This is a genomic window from [Lactobacillus] timonensis (assembly GCF_900240275.1).
GTDB classification, from domain to species: domain Bacteria; phylum Bacillota; class Bacilli; order Lactobacillales; family Lactobacillaceae; genus Limosilactobacillus; species Limosilactobacillus timonensis.
Genome location: NZ_LT964761.1, coordinates 776517 through 798386 on the forward strand (window position 1 = coordinate 776517; position 21870 = coordinate 798386).

Genomic DNA, 21870 nt, shown 5'->3' on the forward strand with positions numbered 1-21870 from the left:
AAACTAACGACGGGTCAATTTGACCACTGCTTCACAGCGCGGTGTCTGCGGCATCATGTCGACTGGCTGGATGTATTCTACCCGGTAAGCACGGGTCAATTGAGTCAGATCACGAGCTAGTGTTGCCATATCACAGGAAACGTAGGCAAATTTAGCAGGCTTAACCTGCAGGATCGTTTTAATGAGTTGACGGTCCAGCCCGGTTCGTGGCGGGTCGACGACGAGGGCGTTAAAGTTTTTGCCTCCGTTTTGCCACTTAGGCAGGAGCTCTTCGGCAGCGCCACCCTCGTAGGTGGCGTTGCTGATGCCGTTTAACTGTGCATTGGCGTTGGCGTCAGTGACAGCTTCGGGAATGGTTTCCATCCCGTAAACCTGTTTGACCCGACTAGCCAGTGATAAACCAATAGTCCCCACGCCGGCGTAAGCATCAACAAGAACGTCGTCACTCTTGAGGTCTAATGCCTTAGCTGCTTCCTCATACAACGTTTCAGTTTGGTAAGGGTTGAGCTGTAAAAACGACCGGGCGGAGAGACGGAAGTCTAGCCCCATCAGTGATTCGGTCAAGTATTCATCGCCTGCCAGGTGGATCATCTTGTCACCCCAAATAAGAGGGGTATCTCCCGGATTGACGTTTTGCATGATGGAAACGACTGCCGGTAACTGTTGCTGAATTTGGGTAATAAGCTGGTGTTTATGAATCAGTTTGGGAGTATTTGTAATAAAGGTTAGCTGACACTGGCCACTTTCTTTGGCTTCCCGGACAACCAGGGTTTTGATAATACCGCTATGGTTAGTCTCATCATAAACCGGGATCTGCAAGTCTTCGATCAACTGGGTGACCGTCCGGATGACTTGCGTCGTTGCTGGCATTTGAACAGCGCAGTCTTTCATATCAACGAGGTCATGACTATTGGCCTTGTACAAACCAGCGGCAACGTGGCCGTCGATTTGCCGGACTTGGAACTGGGCCTTGTTACGGTAGCCGTATTGTTTCGGCGATGGCAATGTTGGGCGAATGTCGAACTTTTTGTAGGCGTGGGGCTTGTACTTGTCCAGCGCGTCTAATACGACCTGCCGCTTAAACTTGAGTTGCTGGTCATAGGCCAGGTTTTCCAGCTCAAAACCACCTGCGATTCCGGCATAGTTATCACGTGGCTCGACCCGGTGACGGCTGGTTTTGCGGAGACGGTGGATCGCCCCCTCCAGGTAGTGGGGGTGTACCTTCGTAATAGTAGCAACAACAACTTCTTGGGGCAGTGCACCGGGGACAAAGCAGACCTTATGCTTGAAGTAACCAATTCCCTGACCGTGCACCCCGAGTTTACGAATGGTTAGCGGCACCCTGTCGCCAACGGCTGCCACTGGGGTTGTCGCTCGCGCCCGCTTATCATTGGGGCGGTGGTAATGACGTTGTTCTCTCATGAATTTCTCCCATCTTTTCTGTTGACGGCGCGACCGTCGTTTGCTAACCCACATATCTTAACATACTCTGTTAAAAAGACAGAGTAAACCGTTTAACGATGCACTTTCAGCGGTGCATAAGGAAGGGGGACGTTGTATAATAAGTGCGAATGCAACAATTTATTTTTGCAATGTTTGAACGACAAATTTGGCGATCTGAGAAAGGGGCCTGATGAGGTGAAAGTTGTAGCTATTGGCGGGTCCAGCGCACCGCATTCTTATAACCTAATGTTGCTTAATTACATGAAAAAGCACTTTACTGGCTTGGACATGTCAGTGGTCAGTGCGCGGGGGTTACCGTTGTTTAACGAAGACGACAAACTTCCGGATGCTCTGCAGAAATTAACTGATGAAATTGATGCTGCGGATGCGGTGATCATTGCTTGTCCTGAATATAACCACTCGGTAACTTCTGCACTGAAAAGTGTAATGGAATGGTTATCAGCGAGTGTTCACCCGCTGTATCGTAAACCAGTAATGCTGGTTGGCGCCTCAACGCACGTTCAGGGCGGGGCCCGTTCGCAGATCCACTTACGTGATATCCTTTTGTCGCCTGGTGTGCAAGCAGTTGTCTTTTCGGGGGAAGAATTCTTCCTCGGCAACTGTCGGCAGGCCTTTGATGACCAAGGTAATTTGAAGGATCAAGGGACAGTTGAGTTTCTTGAGAAGTGCGTCAGTGAGTTTAGTCACTTCGTCAAGGTCGTTAACCGTGCCGCAAAGGAGGCAGCAGAATGAAATTTGTCGCAATTGTTGGTACAAATGCTCGGCAATCGTATAACCGGAAACTGCTGTACTTTATGAAGAAACATTTTCAGAAGGCAGCTGACATCGAAGTAGTTGAAATTGGTACCTTGCCACCGTTTGCCAAAGATACCCCGCTTGATGACGCGGTTTATGAATTCAGGAAGAAGGTTCGGCTGTGTGATGGGGTGATCTTCTCAACGCCAGAGTATGATCATGCCATTCCGGCAGCGGAGAAGAGCGCCATTGAATGGCTTACTTACCACTGTGACGTGATGGAACACAAGCCGACAATGGTTGTTGGTGTTTCTTATGGCAAGCAAGCTTCGTCGCGGGCCCAGGTACAAATGCGTCAGATTTTGATGGCACCGGACTGTGATGCTGCCATTATGTCAGGCAACGAAGTACTGATTGGTAACGCTATGAAGGTTTTTGATCAGCATGATCTCCTGACTAACCAGGATGACGTTGACAACTTAGAACATGCATTTATGGAATTTGTCCGTTTCGCTGACATGATTAATGGCGAGACGAAGGAGGAAGAACTAATGGCAAAAAAAGAACCGTTTGTTGATAGTGCGTACGTGACGTTTCCAACTGGCCGGTTGAGTTTAAAAGAAATCCAACAGATTTTTGAAGCACTTCCGTTAGAACTTGACCTGGTGGACGCCAATGATAACTTTGTTTGGTATACCCACGATGGTGACCGGATTAACGCCCGAAACGTTCGACAGCTCAGTGAACCGATCTCTGAATGCCACCCGCCGAAGGCCCTGGTTCACGCTCAACAGATTATCGATAGTTTACGGAAAGGGATTGCCGATGTGGTCCCATCAGCCTACATGGATAGTGGACACCGGATCATGACGTGGTACATTGCGGTTCGTGACATTGATGGCCACTACCTGGGGACGATGGAAGTTAGTCAAAAGGTTGACCAGATTATCGACCTCTACAATAAGGGAACCTGGGGGCAGCCAGCAATGCCCGCTGCTGGTTTAGAGGATAATGCAGATGCTTCTAGTGGAGCATCGGATGCATCGACTGGTGCATATGCTAGTGGCGCGGATGCTGATGCAGGCGCTTCGCAGTCAGTAGCAGGGGATGACAATCCTGCTGCTGATGGTTCAACTGGTGCCTCACAAAGTGGTGACGAGGAGAACCAAGAATAAAGAACGGCTCTTTGTCAATCGGTACTGATAGTTAAATTTGATCAGTTCAAGCAGCTAGACTGCTTGAGCTGATTTTTGTTTTCTGGGGATCTCCTACCATGATGTGTGGATTCTTTAAAGCCATGAGAATTCTTACCCGAAAATGAAAGAAGTTTCTAAAACCATAAGCAGTGCGTTTAATCACTTTGATTTTGTTATTGGTGCCTTCAATCGGGCCATTACTCAAGTGATGCCTAAAGCTCCGGATAATCTCGTTCTGGTGCTGACGGAGAGTACGCTGAACCTTTTGTAATTTAAACGGTAAGCTGGTCAGTTTACGTTGTAACAGGGATTGGAGTTCTCCCTGATTTTCGTGATCCACCGCATCGACGAGAGTTTGATAGTAGTTATAAGCTATCCTTAGTTCTTCTGACATGGCAAGTAGTCGGTCAATGACTTCACTGTTCGTTAACCAGGCGCCACGAAAGTTGCGCCGTGGTTGGTAATGAATATTATCTAGGAGTGATAGCTTCTGCAGTAATAACTTCCAAAAACGTTTAAGTGCCCGATATTCATGAGTTCCCGGCCCATAATGATTCATGGTTTTGATGCGGATAGACTGTAATGCCCGGTAGGCTTGCACAACGACATGGAAGTGGTCGGCGATGATTCGTGCATTGGGGAATAGTTCGCGGATGAGCCGCCGGTATGGGCCGTATAGGTCAATTACTACCAAGCTAACTGATAATCGCGATCTGCGTGTGAAATGGCGATAGAAATACTGTCTAAAAGCACGTGAAGTTCTCGAGGGAATAATATCAATGGTGCGATGATTAACAGGATTCATGAGGATCATACTCATCCCACTAGGCGCGAAGCGTCCCGATTTAAAGTCATCAAAAGCAATGGTATTTGGTAGCCAACTTTTTTCCGGAGTAAAGTTATCTTCCAAGCTATCAATGATGCGGCCAACCGTACTAGGTGAAACATAGTACTGTTCACCAATATCCTTTTGTGATTCATTTCGCCGTAGATCCAGTGTGATGGCCTGTTTAACGTTATTGGCAATCCTGCAACCATGGTTAATCCCATTGATTTCTGCGATTTTCGTGACGGTTTCCGGGCATTGTGATGATGGTTTACAGATATACTTCTGTTTCCGAATTAACAAGATAGTTGGGACGTTAGCGATCGGTAAAGCTAATATCTTTACCGGTTGACGGCGATAGCCATTCTTAAGCATAGGACGGCCACAAACAGGACAATAACAGGTGCCGGTCTTAACCAGGTGGATTACTTTGTAATTACCGATGTTTTCGACGCCACTTTTGTCCATTTTTAAGTTTGGATCATTGATTCCGGTCAAAAAGCTGATATCATTAGCCATGAGGATTAAATTCCTTTCTGAAGGACAACTACCACGTTTTAGAGGGTGCGGTAGTTGTCCGTTTTTTATTGTCATCATAAACAAAAACGGTACCGATGAAAACTCCATCAGTACCAAATAGTGTAGAACCTAAAGAACTAACCAACTTAAAAACCCGATTTGCATTTCGCAAATCGGGTTTTCTTATGGACGAGAAATGGTTTAGATGCCGTCACCATCGGCTGGTTCAGTTTGAATGTGCCGGTGGTGGAACATCCTCGTTGCCTGTTTACTAGTGGCGATAAATTTTTCGCCTAGTTCAGCTGGCGACGATTGTTGCCAGTCTCCCGCAACACAGATTTCGAGAAGAGAGCCGACGTTACATCCAGCAACTACTGTAATTTGTGGGTATTGCCGGGTGAGGAGAACCGCCTGTTTATAAGGGGTTCCCCCGAAAAGATCACAGAAGAACAGTGCTTGTTCATCGTCTTTTAAGAGGGCGGTAAACTTATCTTGCAGCTGTTGCTCATCCATCTCACCGGTAAAGTCGACGAAAGACAGCCCCGGCAGGTTGCCGGCCAATAGTTGGAGGTTGGACTGAATGCCACTGGCAAATTTGCCGTGACCGCTAACAATGATCTGCATAAATTAAAGAACTCCTAACCAAGAACAAACTAGTGCAACAATAAAGGTGATGATAATCAGCCATAGTGGGCTAACGTGCTTCTTTTTAATTAACCAGTAGAGTAAGAACGTGTAACCTAATGGCAGAATGTTTGGGAAGATGTGATCGAGGAATTCCTTTTGCAGGGCGATCGAGTGGGTTGCTGTCACCGGAATCTTTAACTTAACGTTCATCGTAACGTATGTGGCGATCAAACCGCCGATAACGGTACAACCGAGGACACTTGCCGCGTGGGAAACGATCCCGGAATTAGCACGGATACTGGAAATTGACTTTGTACCAACCGAGTAACCCAGGTGGCAGATCGGAATCCGGGCGAAGAATAAGGCAATGTAAACTGCCAGGAAAATAATTGGCCCGATCAGGCTTCCCTGCTTGGCAAATGAGGCAGCAATCCCGGCAACAATCGGGAGAATGGTGAACCAGGTAATCGAGTCACCAATCCCGGCCAGTGGCCCGAACAGGGCGATTCGTAAGCCGTCAATGGTTGACCGCGGCGCACCGTTTTCTTCCAGTGACGCTTCAAGCCCTAACAGCAATGGAGCGGCATAGTTGTTGGTGTTGATAAAGGCAGTGTTAGCCTTAATTGCTTCTGACAGGCCCTTTTGGTCATCACCATAAATCTTCTTCAATGCAGGAATCAAACTGAGGGCATACCCATCACCCTGCATTAATTCATAGTTAAATGCTGACTGGTTCAACAGTGAACGAAGAGCCAGCTTAGTCACGTCAGAGTGTGACAGTTTGTGGCGCTTAGGCGTCGTCTGTTGTTGTTCATCAGATGCCATCACTGTCACCTCCATCATTTTGATTTTCACGAATTTCTTTCAGTTCGTTCTTAATCTTGCGAGTCCGCACAGCTTGGTAGTATTCGATTGCGGCTAAGCAGCCACCAATAACCGCGACTGGCATCAAGTTGCCAAACTTAATGAAGCAGGCAGCCGTGAAACCTAGAAGCAGGTACGGAACGTAGCGTCCTTTGAGCATGGTCTGCAGCAAGATAGCAAAACCAACGGCTGGCAGGATCCCGCCGGCGATGGTAAAGCCGTGGCTCAACCAGCCAGGGAAAGAGTTGACAAAGTTACTCATTGGCTTTTGTGCAGCATAGACACACAGGAATGATAAAACACCATAGGTTAAACCAACAAGTAGCGTTAACCCGTATGCCAGGTTACGGAACTTGTTCAGTTCCAGTTTTTCAGCATATTCATTGAACTTCTTGGCAAAAACTGAAAATGCTGAGTAATAGAACAGGATAATGTACTGGGTCAGGATGGAAAATGGCAGTGATAAACCAATGGCAGTTGCTGGCGAGTGGCCAGTTGTGTATGCCAAAACAACGGTCATGATCCCTGCCATGACGGGGTTAGGTGGTTGAGTCCCACCCACCGGGGTCAAACCAGCGAAGACCAGCTCGGTTAACCCCCCGGCGACTAGGCCAAGCTTAAGGTTTCCGAGAATTGCACCAACGACGGTACAAACGATGATTGGACGGAAAATGTAGAACCCTTCCAGCCAAAAGTCGATGCCGGCGATGATCGCAAACACTGAGATCCAAATCCCCTGTGCAAGCGAAATAGACATGATTTCATCTCCTAAATAATTGCAACCGAAAAATAATAATTAGAGCTTTGTGATTTCCTTCTTCGCGGAATCAGGAACATCTTGAATAAAGACATCTACACCGTGATCAACAAGCTTGTTGAAGGTATCACGGTCGTTTTGGTCAACGTAGACCTTCTTGCTGATGGCTTCCTTGCCTTCAGTAAAGTGCATGTTGCCAACGTCAATCTGCTTGATTGGCACGCCGCCTTCAACCAGGCGCAGCGCATCTTGCGGGTTACGAACAACCAGGAAAATGTGTTGCCGCGGGCTAGCCTTGTGAATAGTCTTGATCGTCTTATCAATCGTCCAGAAACGGATACCAACGTCAGAAGTTTCGGCGGTGGCGGCCATCAGTTCTTGCTGCAGGTCGTCATTTGCCACTTCATCATTAGCTACCAGAATCAGGTTGATTCCTAAAGCTGAGGTCCAGACCACACCAACTTGACCATGGACCAACCGGTTATCAATCCGGGTTAAAACAATATCAGGTGTTGCCAAAGGGCTTACCTCCTTCATACGAAATTCGAGCCAGGAAAGGCTTACATCTTTAGTTATATCATTTCCCAGCTGGAAAGCAAAGTCATTGTGTTTAAGTTATCATTAAGATTATTATTGTGCATCAATGAGCGAAAAAATTAAACCAATTCTTTTTAATTAGTGAAAGCCTTAGAGCGGATTCAAACTATGGCATAGACCATTAGACCAATTGGACTGAACCGCTTTCATTTGGACTCAAAAAAGTTTACCATGACGATAGATTAATTAGTTATGAAATTTTTTAGTAAAAAGAGGCTTTGAAGATGAAAGTAATTCTTGCGCCAAATCAGGCTGCCGGTGATCAAGCAGCATTTCAGGTTTTTAAGCAGGTGGTTGACCACGGGGCTCATGTGCTGGGGTTGGCAACTGGTAGTACGCCGGAGGGACTTTACCGGCTGCTGCGGGAAAGTCCCCTGGACTTTTCGCAGATGATTTCAGTTAACTTGGATGAGTACGTCGGAATTGATCCGGATAACCCGCAAAGCTACCATTACTTTATGAAACAACACCTTTTCAATGCAAAGCCGTTTGCTCATTCCTACCTGCCTGACGGTTTAGCTGCTGATCCTGACGCTGAGGTTAAGCGTTATGACCAGGTTGTGGTAGACAATCCAGTGGACCTGCAGTTGTTGGGAATTGGCCGTGATGGCCACATTGGTTTTAACGAACCAGGATCACCGTTTGATGGGGGAACCCACCGGGTTAAGCTGACTGACTCAACAATTGAAGCTAACGCCCGTTTCTTCTCTTCAAAGGATGAAGTGCCACGAGAAGCCTACACGATGGGAATTGGGACGATCCTAAAGAGTCGGGAAATCCTGCTGATGGCTTACGGCGATAAAAAGGCCGACGCGATTCAGAAGATGGTAGAAGGGCCATTGACAACGGCAGTAGCTGCATCAGCCCTCCAGAAGGCAGACAACGTTGTGGTGATTGTTGATCCGGCAGCTGCCGCAAAATTACGGCCAACGTCGATTAGTGAACGCCTGTAAAAAGATAGTTAAAATTAAATGGGAACGTGACAAACCGTGAAACAGAAATCAGAATGATTTCGTTTTTGAACGGCTCTAACGCAGAAGTCATTTATGACTTCGTCGTCACGACGCGCAGCTAAGCTATTTGCCGCCCCAGCGAGCAACAATAGGCCTCTAGCGTTCGGTTTTACCAGAACGTTAGAGGCCATTGTTGTACCGCTTGTTAACTTTTAGTATAGAGAGGCGATTATGTCACGGCCCCTTTGTTGTCTACCGGTTTAACTCGGTAGTTGTAAAGTTATTCAGGTTTTGCTGTGTCGGGTCTAAGTGACACCACTTCTTTGACAAGAACTGACTGTTCATTTGGTAATGTGGTACCGGCTGTGGGTTGTCTAAAAATGGGGCAACCCGGTGGTCGAAGTCAACCCAGCCAACCCAGCCAATATGGATAGTATCCTGCATGAAGCCAGTTTCCCCACCCCGGTGAGAGTAGTCAACAATGTTGTTGAACCCCTGTGATTTGAGCTGGTATTTGATCTTATCGGCAGTCTTGTAGTACATATCCATGTTCAGGCCAGTATACTTTTCCCACTTAGCATTGATCGGCGTAATCATGAAAACGACGTTGGTGTTGGTCTTCGCTAACTGGTTTAGAACTACCTGCAAGTCAGCGTATTCAGGCGACTGAAGGTAGTTAAAATGGCGCTGCGAGTTGTGCAGTCCCTTAGTTCCCTTAATCCGGGAATTGTAGAACTTGTTCAGGACGCCGAAACGGTTATTAGTAGTTTCTTTGCGTGCCTGCTTCTCAGCAATGGCCTGCAAGTCGGCATAGTTATAATTCTGCGGCAGGAGGTGTTCCTTTGGCTTGATCCGTGTATCGTAGTTTTCGTTAACGTTTAAGCCAGAAAAGAGGTTGTCCTGGTTACGCAGAAGGGTCACTTTGAAGTTAATTAATGACCGGTCCCATGCACTGAGTGGTTTGCCAGCGGCAATCTTCTTCGCATCACTACCAACCGTTCCGTTATCCCCAAGCAACTGAATAAGACGCTTGGCAGTGTAACGGTCATAAGGTGAATGCGGGTTAGCCTGTTTTAACCACGAGAGGTTGGCATAAGCCCCGTTGTAATACTTAAAGGCGGCTGGTGTAACACCCTGCTTGACAAACCATTGCGGCGAAATAATAAAGACGGCTTTCCCGTTTTCCATTTGTGGTGCCATCATATTCATGTTGAACAACTGTGGCAACGATTGGGTTCCTTTGGCTCCAAAGAGAAAGGGCCGGTAATGGTGGTAGCGGGCGGCCATCACCGCTGGGTGGAAACGGTCCATCCGGTTTAACTCACTTGAACCAAAGAAAGGCACGTAGTACGGGTGCTTTTCCCCGATTGCTTGGGACTTAATCGACTTATTCTTGAAAACAGTCGGGCTGATGGAAACAGCGGCCCGTTGGATCGTTTTGGCAGAATGGTGGCCACGCCACGGAATGACAAGGACCAACCCCACTAAGAGGCAAGCAACAATGACTGGGCCAAAAATGCGCCACAGCCGTTGACGATTAGTCATTTTGGAGCTCCTTTACTCGCTCAATAATCTTATCAATCGTGTTCCATTGACTCCGGTCGAATTCGGAAACCGGCACTTCGATGTCAAATTCGTCCTGTAGTGCTAATAGAAAGCTAACAGTTGCCATTGAGTCCAGCAGGCCGTTGCTGTACAGGTCTTCGGCAGTGTCGTTAAAGTCACTGGCATCACGGCCAGTTGCGTCAGCTAAAATATTTTTAATTTGATCTTCCATGTTAAATCCTCCAATTGTTAATTATCCTAGTGGCCAAAGAACAGAGTGTTCAAGAAGCCTGAGAAAATCAGAAACGAAAAGACAACGAAGTTAAAGGTAATGAAACGGGCCACATTTTGTGTTAGTGCGGTACTCTCCAGACCTTTAAAGTGTTTCCGCTTATAGCGCAGCCAGGCATCGTTAGTAACCAGTGCAAAACCGTGCAAGAAACCATATAGGATATAATACCACGTTACCCCGTGCCAGAACCCCATTGTGACCATGTTGATCATGTAAGCTAAGGATGAGAGAACGTTACGGTTCTTAAACCAGTGCTTCTTGGTTGCCAAGAAGACAAACCGCATGAAGATGTAGTCACGGAACCAGAAAGATAAGGACATGTGCCAGCGGTTCCAGAATTCCTTAATATTCTTGGAAACAAACGGTTTGTTAAAGTTCATTGGCGTCTCAACACCCATGAAGTAGGAGATGGCTACCGCAAACAGTGAATAACCAGCAAAGTCGAAGTAAAGATCGCCAGAGTAGAGGTAAGCGACAGCGACGACCCACCATGATAAGTGGTGGCCATGAGCCATTGCCATGTTTTCGGCGGCTGGCAACCATTGTTGAGCAAAGAAGTAGTCAATCACAAACTTGTATAAAAAGCCAATAAAGAGGTACATAATCCCCTTTTCAACCATGCCTAAATACTTTTCACGACTCGGCACTTTCCGGTAGTCTTTGGAGAACCGCCGGTAACGGTCAATTGGACCAGAAGTAATGGTTGGCATAAAGAGCATGAAACGGACAAACTTCCACCAGTTGATTTCCTTGACGGCCCCGTCCCGGGTTTCGATGATTGTCCCGGCAGCCCGGAAGGTCAGGTAAGAAATTCCGAGAAAGCCGAGCAGTGAGTTATGACCAACCATTGCCGGGGTTACCTTAACAATCACAATTGGTAACAGTGACAAGAAAATGGTGATGTAAAAGACGCCACCAGCGTTGTTTTTCTGCCGGTAGTGGTAGTAACCCATTACCAGGATGGTCTGGTAGACGACGTAAATTACTAGCGAGACCATCTGCTTGGCACTGGAACCATCAAACATCAAGAACAAGAAGATAAAGCTGATTAAGGCCTCATACCAGCTAAATCGTTTGCCGTAGTATAAGCCAATTCCCAGCGGCAGGATCGCCAACAACAGGTAGAGAAAGTAGGTTGGGGTCCCGTAGGCTGATAAATTGGGCATTGATGCAATCCAATTAAGCATTATTTGTTAGCCTCCGCAATCAGCTGCTTGACGGCAATCTTACCGTTGGCCGATTTCGGGAATGAGTCAACGTAGACAAACTGCGTTGGCATCATGTAGTCCATGATTTGGTCTTTGAGACTGTCGCGGATGGCCTTAGTTAACTCCTGCTCGTTCTCAAAGTCATTTGGCTGGGCAATGACGTAGGCGATAAGGTGGGTCGCCTGGTGGTTACGGTTGTATTTTGGCACGGCAACCGCTTGTTTAATGTACTGACTGCGTTCCAGGCTGGCCCGGACTTCATCTAATTCTACTCGGAACCCGTGCAGCTTAATTTGAAAGTCCATCCGACCGATGATGTGACGCATCCCATCTTCGCTGATGAAGCCGGCGTCACCCGTGCGGTAAGCTTTCACCCCGTTGAGCATGAAGAAGTTTTGAGCAGTCTTCTTTGGATTGTTGAGGTAGCCATTGGCAACACTGTCACCAGCAATAATAATTTCCCCGTGAACATCATGTTCAGTTACCTGTTTGTTGTCCTTCCAGATGCTGGTCGTCACACCCGGCTTGTCGACACCAATTGGTAGTCGTTTATCATGGGCGACCATGTCTTTTGTAATTTCACAACTAGTTACCGCTACGGCTGCTTCAGTCGGCCCATAGGTGTTAAAGATGTGAGCGTCGGGGAAGCGCTTGAAGAGCTGCTTAACGGTCCCCACGGTGAGTTCTTCACCACAGAAGACAAAGTACTGCAAGTCGGGCATCTTTTCTGCATTAAAGTCACGGCTTAACAGCAGCATTTCACCAAAGGACGGCGTACCGACAAAGACATTAACCTTCAGTGACGGGAGGACCTTGAACATCTGACCGAAGTTTTGCACTACTGGTAATGGCAAGGCCTTGATGGTTCCGCCAGACAGGACAGAAGTCAGCCAGTACATATGGGAAACATCGAATGAAAACGGTGTTTGGCCCAGGAAGGTTTGTTCTGCCGGGATGTTGAAGGAATCGCCCAACATCCAGTTGGCAAAGGAACAAATATTAGTGTGGCTGATTGGAACACCCTTTGGTGAGCCAGTCGTTCCGGAAGTGAAAAGAATGTAGAATGGTTGGTCACCTAGCACTTCGTGGTCAAGCTGGTAAGGTGTTTGCTGATCGAAGATTTGTTGGAGCTCGAACCGATCTAAGACAGCACCGTCATAATCCAGCTTCTCGGTTGGGAATTCGTCGATCGCGATCACCAACCGGGGCTTAGCCGTATTGATGATGGATTGCAGGCGTGGCAGTGCCGTGTTTGTTTCTACTGGAATATAAGCATGACCAGCTTTGATCCCGCCAATAAAGCCAGCAACCATTTCAAACTGGTGGTCGCCATAGAAAATAATCGGGCTGCCAGCAGGCACGCTTTGTTCCTTATCAAGCCAGGCTGCTAGTGAATTGGATGATTCTAATAGGTCACGGTAAGTGTGGGTCGTGCCCATTTCGTCAAAGAAAACTTTATCGAGGTGAGCTTGAGCTTGTTTATCGATAGCTTGTGCAATATTTGAAATCAAAATTTTCCTCCATTATTGAAAAGCTAGAACTCGTTATAAATGAACGGGGCTTGGCCCGCACCAAAATAGCCATACAGGTAAATGACGAGCATTAGCACAACGAAGTACAGCAAGGTAGTCAACCAAAATTTTGCGGTTGGATGATTTTTCAGCTTGGAAAACATCTGTCTACCCTCCCTTTCTGTGTTTAAAGACAGGACACATTGTGGTAAATAATTATATTTTACTTTGGTCCTGCAAATAAGGTTCAACAAGTGAAATTATACACATCAATATCAGAAAATACAACGTTACCCGTGTAACTCTCTATTGTTGATGAGACCAGCACGGAATGCAATTTATTTTATCGTTTGAATCTGTAATTAGGACTGGAATTTTTCTACCAAGGCGTTAAAATGAGAATATCATTATAAAAACATGAGAAAGAAGATGGCGTAAATGGACCAACAAACTAAAGTCCAGGTTTTAAAGGACCTGATCAGGATTAATACCGCGAACGACCATGAAAAACAGGCAGCGGTTTATTTGCAGCGGTTGTTCAAGGATTATGGGATCTCGTCGCAACTCGTGGAGTATGCACCTGATCGCGACAGCTTGGTGGCTGAATTGGACAGTGGCCAGGAAGGACCGGTTTTAGTCTTAGCAGGGCACTTAGACACGGTTGCACTTGGCGATCGCGATCGCTGGGAGCACGACCCGTTAAGTGCTGACGAAGTTAATGGTAAAATTTACGGTCGCGGTAGTGTCGACATGAAGTCAGGGCTGGCGGCGATGGCTATTACTTTGATTGAACTGAAGGAAGCGGGGTTACCACAAAAAGGCAAGCTTCGTTTTCTGGGCACCGTTGGTGAAGAACTGGGGGCGATGGGGTCCGAACAGTTAACTGACCAGGGATTCGTTGAGGACGCGACGGCAATGATCGTGGGCGAACCAACGGGCGGCAACATCGTTTACGCTAACAACGGGTCGATTGGCTATACTATTAAGTCTTTCGGTAAAAGTGTTCACAGTTCGATGCCGCAAACGGGGGTCAACGCGGTGGAAAACCTGGCCCAATTCCTGGTGGCAGAGAAGCATGCGTTTGATGATGCACCATCAAGTCCGGTTCTGGGTAAGCCAGTCCATAGTGTTAATGTCTTCCAGGGCGGTAGCCAATTGAATATTATTCCGGACTATGCTGAAGCACAGGGTAACATTCGTCCGGTTCCGGAATGTGATAATGAGGCCTGCATCGGTCGTATTCAACAAACGGTGGATAAGCTCAACCAGCAACCGGGTTTTAACCTGGAATTAGAGGTTCGTTTCAGTTTTCGACCAGTTGCCAACGACCCTGAAGGAGAATTTGTTCAACTTGTTAAGGAAGCGCACCAGCAAGCATTTGGCAACGCGCCAGCGATGAACGTGATTCATGGGGCTAGTGATGCTTCAAACTACATCAAGGCGGTTCACTGTCCAATGCTCTTGCTCGGGGCGGGTGATTGGTCATTGGCCCACCAGGTCAACGAACATGTTGCCGTTGATAATTACCTGAAAGTGAATGCTACCTATGAAAACGTTGCTAAGCAGTATTTAGCGTAATTGGTAGTTGAAAAACTCATTAAAATGTAATAAACTGCGAACAGATAGAAAACACGAAGCGTTTTAAGTAGGCTGACAGAGAACCAGCGGCTGGTGTAAGCTGGGAGCCGAAACTCCGGCGCGTTGAATGTGGGCGGGTAATGCCGCACGGAAATGACCGTTATCCATTCATTTAAAGGGTGCTGTTAGTCAGCAAACTTGGGTGGTACCGCGGAACAAGAGCCATTTCGTCCCAAACTAGGGATGGAATGGCTCTTTTAATAGTTATTTGGAGGTAATGTCGATGCTAGATATTAAAAAGATTCGGAAGGACCCAGAATTTTTCAAACAAAAGCTGGGCACCCGCGGAGTTAAGGCTGAAGAAATTGATGAAATCATTGCTCTGGATGCGAAGCGGCGTGAATTACTGCAAAAGTCGGAAACGCTGAAGGCGGAGCGTAACGCTACTTCCAAGAAGATTGGTGAAGCCAAGAAAAACCATGCACCAGCTGAAGAAGTAATTAAGCACATGCGTGAAATCGGTGGCAAAATCAAGCGGCTGGACGAACAGCTCGAAGAAAATGACAAAACATTGGAAGATAAGCTGCTTCACCTGCCGAACGTTCCGGCTGATGACGTTCCAGTAGGGCCTGACGAAAGCTATAACCGCGAAGAATACAAGGTCGGTAAAATTGCCGATCTCGGCTTTGAACCAAAGCACCACTGGGAAATTGGTGAGAAACTAGGAATTCTTGACTTCGACCGGGCGGCTAAGAACTCCGGTGCCCGCTTTGTTTACTACCTAGGTCTCGGCGCCCAATTGGAACGGGCAGTTTACAACTTTATGCTCGACCAGCACATGAAGGATGGGTACACTGAGGTATTGCCGCCATACATTGTCAAGGCCAAGGCAATGTTTGGTACCGGTCAGTTCCCAAAGTTCCGCGAAGGGGTTTACCAGGTTAACGGCCAGGACATGACACTCATTCCCACCGCCGAAGTACCGTTGACTAACTACTTTTATGGTGAAGAAATTCCTGCTGACAAACTGCCAGTTTACGTTACGGCTTTGACGCCGTGCTTCCGTTCCGAAGCGGGGGCCGCTGGTCGTGACACCCGGGGGTTAATTCGGATGCACCAGTTTAATAAGGTAGAAATGGTTAAGTTTGTTAAGCCGGGCACATCATATGATGAACTGGAAAAGTTGACCAAGAACGGGGAAGAGATCCTGCAAAAGCTGAACTTGCCATACCATGTCATTACTCTGTCCACTGGTGATGCCAGCTTCACCTCGGCTAAGACCCACGACATTGAAGTCTGGTTCCCAGCTCAGCATAAGTACCGCGAAATTTCTTCATGCAGTAACTGCCTTGACTTCCAAGCACGTCGGATGCACACCACGTATCGTGATGAGAATGGTAAGCTGCAGTACGTCCACACGCTTAATGGTTCGGGTCTAGCCGTTGGCCGTTGTGTTGCGGCTATCCTGGAAAACTACCAAAACGAGGACGGCTCAGTGACGATTCCTGATGTCCTGGTTCCTTACATGCATGGTGTGAAGAAGATTACCAAGGACAATGCTGTCCCGTTTAACAATAAGTAACGCTTGCATTTCCCGGAAAATAACATAAAATAATTGTTAGTGGCGCGTTAGTAGGAAACCATAACAGAGACGGGGGCTGGTGAGAACCCCGACGGTAACCGAAATGGAACCATGTAATGAATAAATGATAATAAATGAGTGACAGGCGGCTGCCTGTAACGTAGGTGGCACCGCGGTCAATTCGCCCTACTTTCTGTAGAAAGCAGGGCTTTTTTTGTATAGAAAGGAAGATTATGATGGGACAAAAAGTTGCATTAACGGGAGACCGACCAACGGGAAAACTCCATATTGGTCACTACATTGGTTCGCTCAAAGAACGGGTGAAGATGCAAAACAGTGGTGACTACGACCTCTACGTAATGATTGCCGACCAACAAGCGCTGACTGATAATGCACATGACCCAGAAAAGGTCCAAAACAGTCTGGCACAGGTGGCACTTGATTATCTGGCGGTGGGCCTTGACCCAAAGAAGTGCACGATCTACGTTCAATCACAGATTCCGGCACTATCAGAACTGAATATGTACTACCTTAACCTGGTGACGGTTTCCCGCCTGGAACGCAACCCGACGGTGAAGGCTGAAATCCAGCAAAAGAAGTTTGGCCGGTCCATTCCAGCTGGTTTCTTCACTTATCCCGTTAGTCAAACGGCCGACATTACGGCTTTCAAGGCTCAATTAGTGCCAGTAGGCGATGACCAGGAACCAATGCTTGAACAGGCTCGCGAATTAGTCCGGACTTTTAATTCTACTTACCATACCGACGCTTTGGTTGAACCGGAAGGAATCTTCCCACCGAAGGGACAGGGACGTTTACCGGGGCTAGACGGTAACGCCAAGATGAGTAAGTCGCTGGGCAACACGATCTACTTGAGCGATGACGAAAAGACGCTTTATAAGAAAGTAATGTCTATCTACACGGATCCGCACCACATTCACGTGGAGGACCCTGGACAGGTGGAAGGCAACATCGTCTTTACTTACCTCGACATCTTTGACCCGGATAAGGCAAAGGTTGCGGAATTAAAGGATCATTACCGGCGTGGTGGTCTGGGCGACGTCAAGATTAAGAAGTATCTCTTTGAGGTCTTAAACAGCGAACTGGCACCGATTCGTCAACGGCGAGCTGAATACGCCAAGGATCTCCCGGCAGTTTACCGCATGCTGCAAGAAGGAAGTCAGCGGGCCAATGCCGTTGCTAACCAGACACTCAAGGAAGTTAAGGCGGCAATGGGACTTAACTACTTTGACAATTTGAAATAGGAAAAAGTCGTCCGACAGTTAAATAGTTGAAGTGCAACAAAAAAGTTAGACAAAGTTGAGAAAATTAGACTGATAAGGTATGCGTCCGGTATTCAACCGGGCTCATACCTTTTGTTTTTAAAGAGATTCGGTGGTAGTTGTAGAAGTGAAGGTAGTCTTGGGAGATGGCCTTCAGTTCTTCCAATGAATGGCATGGTGGATAACCATGCAATAATTCTGTCTTGTAAATATGAAAGAAGCTCTCGATTGGCGCATTATCCAAGCAGTTTCCCTTACGGGACATGCTTTGGATAAACTGGTGGCCCTTGAGCTTTTCAACGTAGTAAGGGAGCTGGTAATGCCAGCCTTGATCAGAGTGGATAACAGGCTTCGCATTGGCTGGTAGTTTAGTTAATAATTCGTTGAGCGTGGCGGTAATCAAGCCCCGGTCCGGATGATAACTCATTTGGAAGGCCAGGTTCTCTTTGGTAGCTTCATCGGTAATCGCGGAAATATAGGCCCAGTGTTGGTCTGCTAAGCGAACTTGCGTCACGTCAGTGTGGAGGACTTGGTAAGGTTTTTTCGCGTCAAACCTTTGGTTGAGATATTTTGGGGCAATCTTACCAAAAGTACCAGCATACGAGAAATAACCGCCGTTGCGGTGTCGGTTATATAGTTTCACCTGGACTTTAAGCTCCTTCATCAGCTTAATGATGGTTGCATCAGCGAGGTGAATTCCTTCATCTTCCAGCAAGGCGCTTATGCGCCGATAGCCATAGGTAAACTGATCACGGACCTTTCCTTGATTGGCGAGCTTTTGGATTAATTGCTTAACGTACTCGTACTTATCCTGGTGATTAGCAATCCGTTTACGCTCGTCATAGTAAGTAGCACGCGGAAGATTCAATACTTGAAGGAGCTCACTGACAGCATAACGGTCCCATTTGGGAATTGCCTTTTGATCAGCCCTAATTTGATCGATTATTTCCGTTTTTTGACGGGCTTTAAGCGACCAAACAGGGCGATAGATTTTTTTGTGACGTCACGCTCCAGCTTGAGATCATGGTTCTCTTTCTTGAGTTGACTGACCTCCTCACGGAGCCGTTCAAGTTCACTTTGATCTTTAAGATGACGTAAATGTTTTTTAGATGATTTAATGCCCATTTTGGGTGGCCGTCCTTTCCGTCGTGGTTGGAGGCCAGCCAACCCCTCCTGGTCAAAAGCCTTGCCCCAGGCGGAGATCTGACACGCGTTAACGTCAAACTTAGCCGCAACCTCGATCATCGACATTTCATGAGTATGATAATAGTCTATCACGGTCAGTTTGAATTCAGCGGTAAAGGAACGTCTAGTCCGCCGCGGTTTAAGGGTATTAACTCCAGATAACTTAAATCTTTGAACCCACTTTCTAATCTCACTAGCAGAAAGACCATACTGGCGACTTAATTCCACGGAAGATTGGCCATCAAGATATTTTTGGACAATCTCAGCTTTCAGTGTTGGTGAATATTTAGTCAAAAAAAGTACCTCACAATCGTTAGATGATTTTGTCTAACAATTATGGGGCACTTCAAGTCGGGCGACTTTTAGTTTGGCAGAATTCTAACGATTAGTACGGACTTCACGAGTGGCCTCAGCCAGGTGAACCAGGTTGGTAACCATCCGGTGAGTGGTTGCTTCATAATTATACTTTCGACCGAGCTTGACGAAGTAGCCATTGATGTAGTCGACTTCGACAGGGCGGTTATGACTCATATCCTGGTACATTGATGGGTAGTGATGGGGGTTGCCGACTTTAGAAACGTAGTTGACGCTGTCTAATTCTTCCTGGCGGGTAGAAACCAGTTGAACGCCGGCTCGCTCACAGACGTCGTAAGCTTCGTCGATCAATTGACGACTGAGTTCGTCCGCACCTGAGAAGTTGGCATATTCCCCCATCGTGATTTCAAACATCGTGCAGAGGGTGTTGACGACGGAATTGAAGACTACCTTGGTCATTAGCGTACCCATGAAATTGGTCTTCAGTGAGGGGTTGAAGTTCGCTTTTTTCAGTTCAGCCATCAGTTGATGTGTCTTCTCGTCAGGTTGTTCGGTATAGTTGGCCCAGTTTGTTGTTCCGGCTCCCCGGTCACCGACAAATTCGACTTCACCAGGACCAGTGAGGATGGTAGCGACCAGGGCGGTTCCAGCGACTAGTTTTTCCTTGGGGAAGTACTTCAGTAACTGCTCGACGTGGCCCATCCCGTTCATAGCTGTGAGACAGTATTGATCGGCAAAGAAATGCTTACAACGTTCCAGCATGTCAGGCAGCTGCATTTGTTTTAACTCGAAGAAGACAAAGTCGGCATCAGTTGCTGTGTATTCTTCAGGGCGGTAGACATTAACAGGCACCAAGTGCTTATTCTTGTGCTCGCGTGTCACTAAGACACCACCTTGTTCCTTCATTTTCTGGTAGTGTGGTTCCCAACCTTCGACAAAATCGACCTCATTGCCAGCTTCCTGGAGTAAAACCCCAAACCGTAATCCCATTGCACCGGCTCCTACAACTGTAAACTTCATTGTCATCCACTCCTTTAGTTATTGCCAATGATCAATGCGTCGAATAAAAAAGCCCCCAACTAGAACTAGTCTAGTTGAGGGACGCTTTGCGTGGTACCACCCTGTCTTTACCAGTAGTTCACACTACCAGCCTTAGTGTTCAATGCAAGAGCATTAAACACGGCAGCGATAATGGGCTGCACCCACCGTGGATTACTAACGTTCGTCCAGGTACTCAAAGTGATTTTTGCAGATCGTTGTGTGATCCTTTTTCACCAACCAAGGACTCTCTGACAAACAACGAAGGGCTACTCTTCTTTTCAACGTATTTGGTCATATGTTTTTCTAATTGCATTTTAATTTAATTGCAAAATGGCTAAAAGTCAAGAGTTTTTTAAAAAAAGTTTTTTCTTCCAATAAGGGCGAAATAACAGCGATAAAATGCCGCAAATGACATTTTACATTTGGCAATCAGGGGTGTATGCTAACTTCAATTTTAAAATTAGAAAACACTTAGAAAAGCAAAGGAGTGACCAGGTATGGTTAAATTTTCATCAAGAGTACCAGCAGACGGGACGGACGCGGTTGGGTCAATTTTAAAGGCTGCCGCTGATCCAAAGATCATTTCCTTTGCCGGTGGCTTGCCAGCACCAGAACTATTCCCGGTGGCTGAAATGAAAGCAGCTGCTGATCGTGCCTTTGACAAACGCGGCCGCGAATTGATGCAGTACGGTGCAGCAAAAGGGTTGCCATCACTTCGGGAATGGGCACTTCATCATGTGGAAGAAAAAGAAGGGATCAAAGGAGAGGTCGAAAACGTCTTAATTACCACTGGCTCAGAACAGGCCCTCGACTTAGTGGGTAAAGCGCTGGTTGATCCGGGAGACGTAGTTTTGGTTGAGCAACCAACTTATCTTTGTGCGGTTGATGTTTTTAAGTCGTACGGCGCGCGCCTGGTATCGGTAGCGATGGATGATGATGGGATGCGTACCGACGCCCTCGAAGAAACACTGAAAGCCCATCCTGAAGCCAAGCTTCTTTATACGGTACCAAACTTCCAAAACCCAACGGGGCGGACGATCCCACTGGAACGGCGGCAAAAAATGGCTGAATTAGCTGCTAAGTACGATCTTACAATCCTTGAAGACAACCCTTATGGAGAAATTCGCTTTGCGGGCCAACACGTGCCGGCGGTGAAATCCTTTGATCATGACGGTCATGTTTGCTACATGGGGACTTTCTCCAAGACGCTAGCTCCGGGGTTCCGATTGGGATGGGTCGTGGCTGATAAACGAATTGTTGATAAGCTAACGGTCTTAAAACAGTCTGCAGACCTTCATACCGATAACCTTGCTCAGTATGTGACCGTTGAGTACTTGAAAAACAACGACCTTGATGCCCACGTGAAGGAAATTAGCGCTCTTTACAGTAGGCGGAAGCAACTGATGATTGACGGGATTAAGAAATACTTCCCAGCCGCGGTGAAGTACACTAACCCTGAAGGCGGGATGTTCCTCTGGGTAGAAGTACCGGGAGTTGACGATACCGTCGCGGTGTTCAAGGAATGTCTGAAAAATAACGTTGCCTTTGTGCCAGGGGACCCGTTCTTTGCTGACCAAGCACAGCCGGGAACCTTCCGCCTGAACTATTCCAACATGGCTGAAGAGCAGATTGAGTTGGGGCTCAAGCGGCTTGGTGAAGTTCTTCAGAAATACGTTGATTAGGCAAAAGTATTTAAATTTACAAGCGTAAACGTTGCTGATATAATTACCATGAATTGACAAGCAGATGAATAATGTTGTTATTTGTCGCATTGCTACTGTTAACGAGGTATTTA

The 21870-nt window shown here is 47.1% G+C and carries 21 protein-coding genes; 7 read left to right on the plus strand and 14 right to left on the minus strand.

Translation table 11 applies throughout. From position 1 onward, the window contains the following. Positions 1 to 3: 3 nt before the first annotated feature. Positions 4 to 1422, minus strand: a complete 1419-nt coding sequence (gene rlmD / locus C1710_RS03685; protein ID WP_102280170.1) for a 23S rRNA (uracil(1939)-C(5))-methyltransferase RlmD — start codon at positions 1420 to 1422, stop codon at positions 4 to 6. Between the two features lie 216 nt (positions 1423 to 1638). Here rlmD and C1710_RS03690 point away from each other — a divergent pair, with 216 nt between their 5' ends. Beyond that, positions 1639 to 2196, plus strand: a complete 558-nt coding sequence (locus tag C1710_RS03690; RefSeq protein ID WP_102280172.1) for an NADPH-dependent FMN reductase — start codon at positions 1639 to 1641, stop codon at positions 2194 to 2196. Further along, positions 2193 to 3374, plus strand: coding sequence for an NAD(P)H-dependent oxidoreductase (locus C1710_RS03695; protein ID WP_102280175.1), 1182 nt, complete (start codon positions 2193 to 2195; stop codon positions 3372 to 3374). Before C1710_RS03690 ends, C1710_RS03695 begins: the two co-directional genes overlap by 4 nt. Positions 3375 to 3420: 46 nt before the next feature. On the opposite strand, the gene C1710_RS03700 is transcribed toward C1710_RS03695, so the two are convergent. From C1710_RS03700 to agaB, 5 genes are all read right to left on the minus strand, one after another. Next, complete coding sequence (locus tag C1710_RS03700) at positions 3421 to 4740, minus strand: ISL3 family transposase (RefSeq protein WP_102280177.1); 1320 nt, start codon at positions 4738 to 4740, stop codon at positions 3421 to 3423. Between the two features lie 201 nt (positions 4741 to 4941). After that, on the minus strand, positions 4942 to 5364 hold the full coding sequence (locus C1710_RS03705) for a PTS sugar transporter subunit IIA (RefSeq protein WP_102280179.1): 423 nt from the start codon (positions 5362 to 5364) through the stop codon (positions 4942 to 4944). A 3-nt stretch (positions 5365 to 5367) separates the two neighbouring features. Then, complete coding sequence (agaD, locus tag C1710_RS03710; RefSeq protein ID WP_102280181.1) at positions 5368 to 6192, minus strand: PTS galactosamine transporter subunit IID; 825 nt, start codon at positions 6190 to 6192, stop codon at positions 5368 to 5370. After that, positions 6182 to 6988 carry a PTS galactosamine transporter subunit IIC gene (gene agaC, locus C1710_RS03715; protein WP_102280183.1) on the minus strand — a complete coding sequence of 269 codons (807 nt, stop codon included), beginning with the start codon at positions 6986 to 6988 and terminating at the stop codon, positions 6182 to 6184. Before agaC ends, agaD begins: the two co-directional genes overlap by 11 nt. 39 nt (positions 6989 to 7027) lie before the next feature. Further along, a complete protein-coding gene (gene agaB / locus C1710_RS03720; RefSeq protein WP_102280185.1) occupies positions 7028 to 7507 on the minus strand; it encodes a PTS galactosamine transporter subunit IIB in 480 nt (159 codons plus the stop codon). A gap of 302 nt (positions 7508 to 7809) precedes the next feature. Between agaB and C1710_RS03725 the strand changes: the two genes are divergently transcribed. Beyond that, positions 7810 to 8538: a glucosamine-6-phosphate deaminase gene (locus C1710_RS03725; protein WP_102280188.1), complete on the plus strand. Its 729-nt coding sequence runs from the start codon at positions 7810 to 7812 to the stop codon at positions 8536 to 8538. A 252-nt stretch (positions 8539 to 8790) separates the two neighbouring features. On the opposite strand, the gene dltD is transcribed toward C1710_RS03725, so the two are convergent. The 5 genes from dltD to C1710_RS03750 are packed head-to-tail and all read right to left on the minus strand — an operon-like array spanning position 8791 to position 13258. After that, positions 8791 to 10083, minus strand: coding sequence for a D-alanyl-lipoteichoic acid biosynthesis protein DltD (gene dltD / locus C1710_RS03730; RefSeq protein WP_102280191.1), 1293 nt, complete (start codon positions 10081 to 10083; stop codon positions 8791 to 8793). Beyond that, positions 10076 to 10315 (minus strand): D-alanine--poly(phosphoribitol) ligase subunit DltC, encoded by a 240-nt coding sequence (gene dltC / locus C1710_RS03735; protein ID WP_102280193.1) that lies wholly within the window; start codon positions 10313 to 10315, stop codon positions 10076 to 10078. The genes dltD and dltC overlap by 8 nt, the downstream gene beginning before the upstream one ends. A 26-nt stretch (positions 10316 to 10341) precedes the next feature. Further along, a complete protein-coding gene (gene dltB, locus C1710_RS03740; protein WP_102280195.1) occupies positions 10342 to 11562 on the minus strand; it encodes a D-alanyl-lipoteichoic acid biosynthesis protein DltB in 1221 nt (406 codons plus the stop codon). Further along, positions 11562 to 13094: a D-alanine--poly(phosphoribitol) ligase subunit DltA gene (dltA, locus tag C1710_RS03745; RefSeq protein WP_102280197.1), complete on the minus strand. Its 1533-nt coding sequence runs from the start codon at positions 13092 to 13094 to the stop codon at positions 11562 to 11564. Before dltA ends, dltB begins: the two co-directional genes overlap by 1 nt. Before the next feature lie 23 nt (positions 13095 to 13117). Next, positions 13118 to 13258 (minus strand): teichoic acid D-Ala incorporation-associated protein DltX, encoded by a 141-nt coding sequence (locus C1710_RS03750; protein WP_102280199.1) that lies wholly within the window; start codon positions 13256 to 13258, stop codon positions 13118 to 13120. A gap of 274 nt (positions 13259 to 13532) precedes the next feature. Between C1710_RS03750 and C1710_RS03755 the strand changes: the two genes are divergently transcribed. The 3 genes from C1710_RS03755 to trpS all read left to right on the plus strand — a co-directional run bounded on the left by C1710_RS03755 (position 13533) and on the right by trpS (position 17516). Next, complete coding sequence (locus C1710_RS03755) at positions 13533 to 14672, plus strand: ArgE/DapE family deacylase (protein WP_102280201.1); 1140 nt, start codon at positions 13533 to 13535, stop codon at positions 14670 to 14672. A gap of 283 nt (positions 14673 to 14955) precedes the next feature. After that, a complete protein-coding gene (serS, locus tag C1710_RS03760) occupies positions 14956 to 16254 on the plus strand; it encodes a serine--tRNA ligase (RefSeq protein ID WP_102280203.1) in 1299 nt (432 codons plus the stop codon). A 236-nt stretch (positions 16255 to 16490) separates the two neighbouring features. Beyond that, positions 16491 to 17516 carry a tryptophan--tRNA ligase gene (trpS, locus tag C1710_RS03765; RefSeq protein ID WP_102280205.1) on the plus strand — a complete coding sequence of 342 codons (1026 nt, stop codon included), beginning with the start codon at positions 16491 to 16493 and terminating at the stop codon, positions 17514 to 17516. Positions 17517 to 17580: 64 nt separating this feature from the next. Here trpS and C1710_RS03770 read toward each other — a convergent pair whose 3' ends face one another. The 3 genes from C1710_RS03770 to C1710_RS03780 form a co-directional block, all read right to left on the minus strand. Beyond that, positions 17581 to 18525 carry an IS3 family transposase gene (locus C1710_RS03770; protein ID WP_146002365.1) on the minus strand — a complete coding sequence of 315 codons (945 nt, stop codon included), beginning with the start codon at positions 18523 to 18525 and terminating at the stop codon, positions 17581 to 17583. Next, positions 18477 to 19013: a helix-turn-helix domain-containing protein gene (locus tag C1710_RS03775; RefSeq protein ID WP_102279943.1), complete on the minus strand. Its 537-nt coding sequence runs from the start codon at positions 19011 to 19013 to the stop codon at positions 18477 to 18479. The genes C1710_RS03770 and C1710_RS03775 overlap by 49 nt, the downstream gene beginning before the upstream one ends. An 84-nt stretch (positions 19014 to 19097) precedes the next feature. Further along, positions 19098 to 20054: a ketopantoate reductase family protein gene (locus C1710_RS03780; protein ID WP_102280209.1), complete on the minus strand. Its 957-nt coding sequence runs from the start codon at positions 20052 to 20054 to the stop codon at positions 19098 to 19100. Positions 20055 to 20572: 518 nt separating this feature from the next. Here C1710_RS03780 and C1710_RS03785 point away from each other — a divergent pair. Then, the gene (locus tag C1710_RS03785; protein WP_102280212.1) at positions 20573 to 21757 is read left to right on the plus strand and encodes an aminotransferase-like domain-containing protein; all 1185 of its coding nucleotides are present in this window, start codon (positions 20573 to 20575) and stop codon (positions 21755 to 21757) included. Positions 21758 to 21870 lie beyond the last annotated feature (113 nt).

Excerpts from the sequence above, each read along its gene's own strand:
- dltB (WP_102280195.1), bottom strand. The coding sequence starts at position 11,562 with ATGCTTAATTGGATTGCATCAATGCCCAATTTATCAGCCTACGGGACC.
- agaC (WP_102280183.1), bottom strand. The coding sequence starts at position 6,988 with ATGTCTATTTCGCTTGCACAGGGGATTTGGATCTCAGTGTTTGCGATC.
- dltD (WP_102280191.1), bottom strand. The coding sequence starts at position 10,083 with ATGACTAATCGTCAACGGCTGTGGCGCATTTTTGGCCCAGTCATTGTT.
- C1710_RS03705 (WP_102280179.1), bottom strand. The coding sequence starts at position 5,364 with ATGCAGATCATTGTTAGCGGTCACGGCAAATTTGCCAGTGGCATTCAG.
- rlmD (WP_102280170.1), bottom strand. The coding sequence starts at position 1,422 with ATGAGAGAACAACGTCATTACCACCGCCCCAATGATAAGCGGGCGCGA.
- trpS (WP_102280205.1), top strand. The coding sequence starts at position 16,491 with ATGGGACAAAAAGTTGCATTAACGGGAGACCGACCAACGGGAAAACTC.
- C1710_RS03695 (WP_102280175.1), top strand. The coding sequence starts at position 2,193 with ATGAAATTTGTCGCAATTGTTGGTACAAATGCTCGGCAATCGTATAAC.
- serS (WP_102280203.1), top strand. The coding sequence starts at position 14,956 with ATGCTAGATATTAAAAAGATTCGGAAGGACCCAGAATTTTTCAAACAA.
- agaD (WP_102280181.1), bottom strand. The coding sequence starts at position 6,192 with ATGGCATCTGATGAACAACAACAGACGACGCCTAAGCGCCACAAACTG.
- dltC (WP_102280193.1), bottom strand. The coding sequence starts at position 10,315 with ATGGAAGATCAAATTAAAAATATTTTAGCTGACGCAACTGGCCGTGAT.
- C1710_RS03700 (WP_102280177.1), bottom strand. The coding sequence starts at position 4,740 with ATGGCTAATGATATCAGCTTTTTGACCGGAATCAATGATCCAAACTTA.
- C1710_RS03755 (WP_102280201.1), top strand. The coding sequence starts at position 13,533 with ATGGACCAACAAACTAAAGTCCAGGTTTTAAAGGACCTGATCAGGATT.
- C1710_RS03785 (WP_102280212.1), top strand. The coding sequence starts at position 20,573 with ATGGTTAAATTTTCATCAAGAGTACCAGCAGACGGGACGGACGCGGTT.
- C1710_RS03750 (WP_102280199.1), bottom strand. The coding sequence starts at position 13,258 with ATGTTTTCCAAGCTGAAAAATCATCCAACCGCAAAATTTTGGTTGACT.
- C1710_RS03725 (WP_102280188.1), top strand. The coding sequence starts at position 7,810 with ATGAAAGTAATTCTTGCGCCAAATCAGGCTGCCGGTGATCAAGCAGCA.
- C1710_RS03780 (WP_102280209.1), bottom strand. The coding sequence starts at position 20,054 with ATGAAGTTTACAGTTGTAGGAGCCGGTGCAATGGGATTACGGTTTGGG.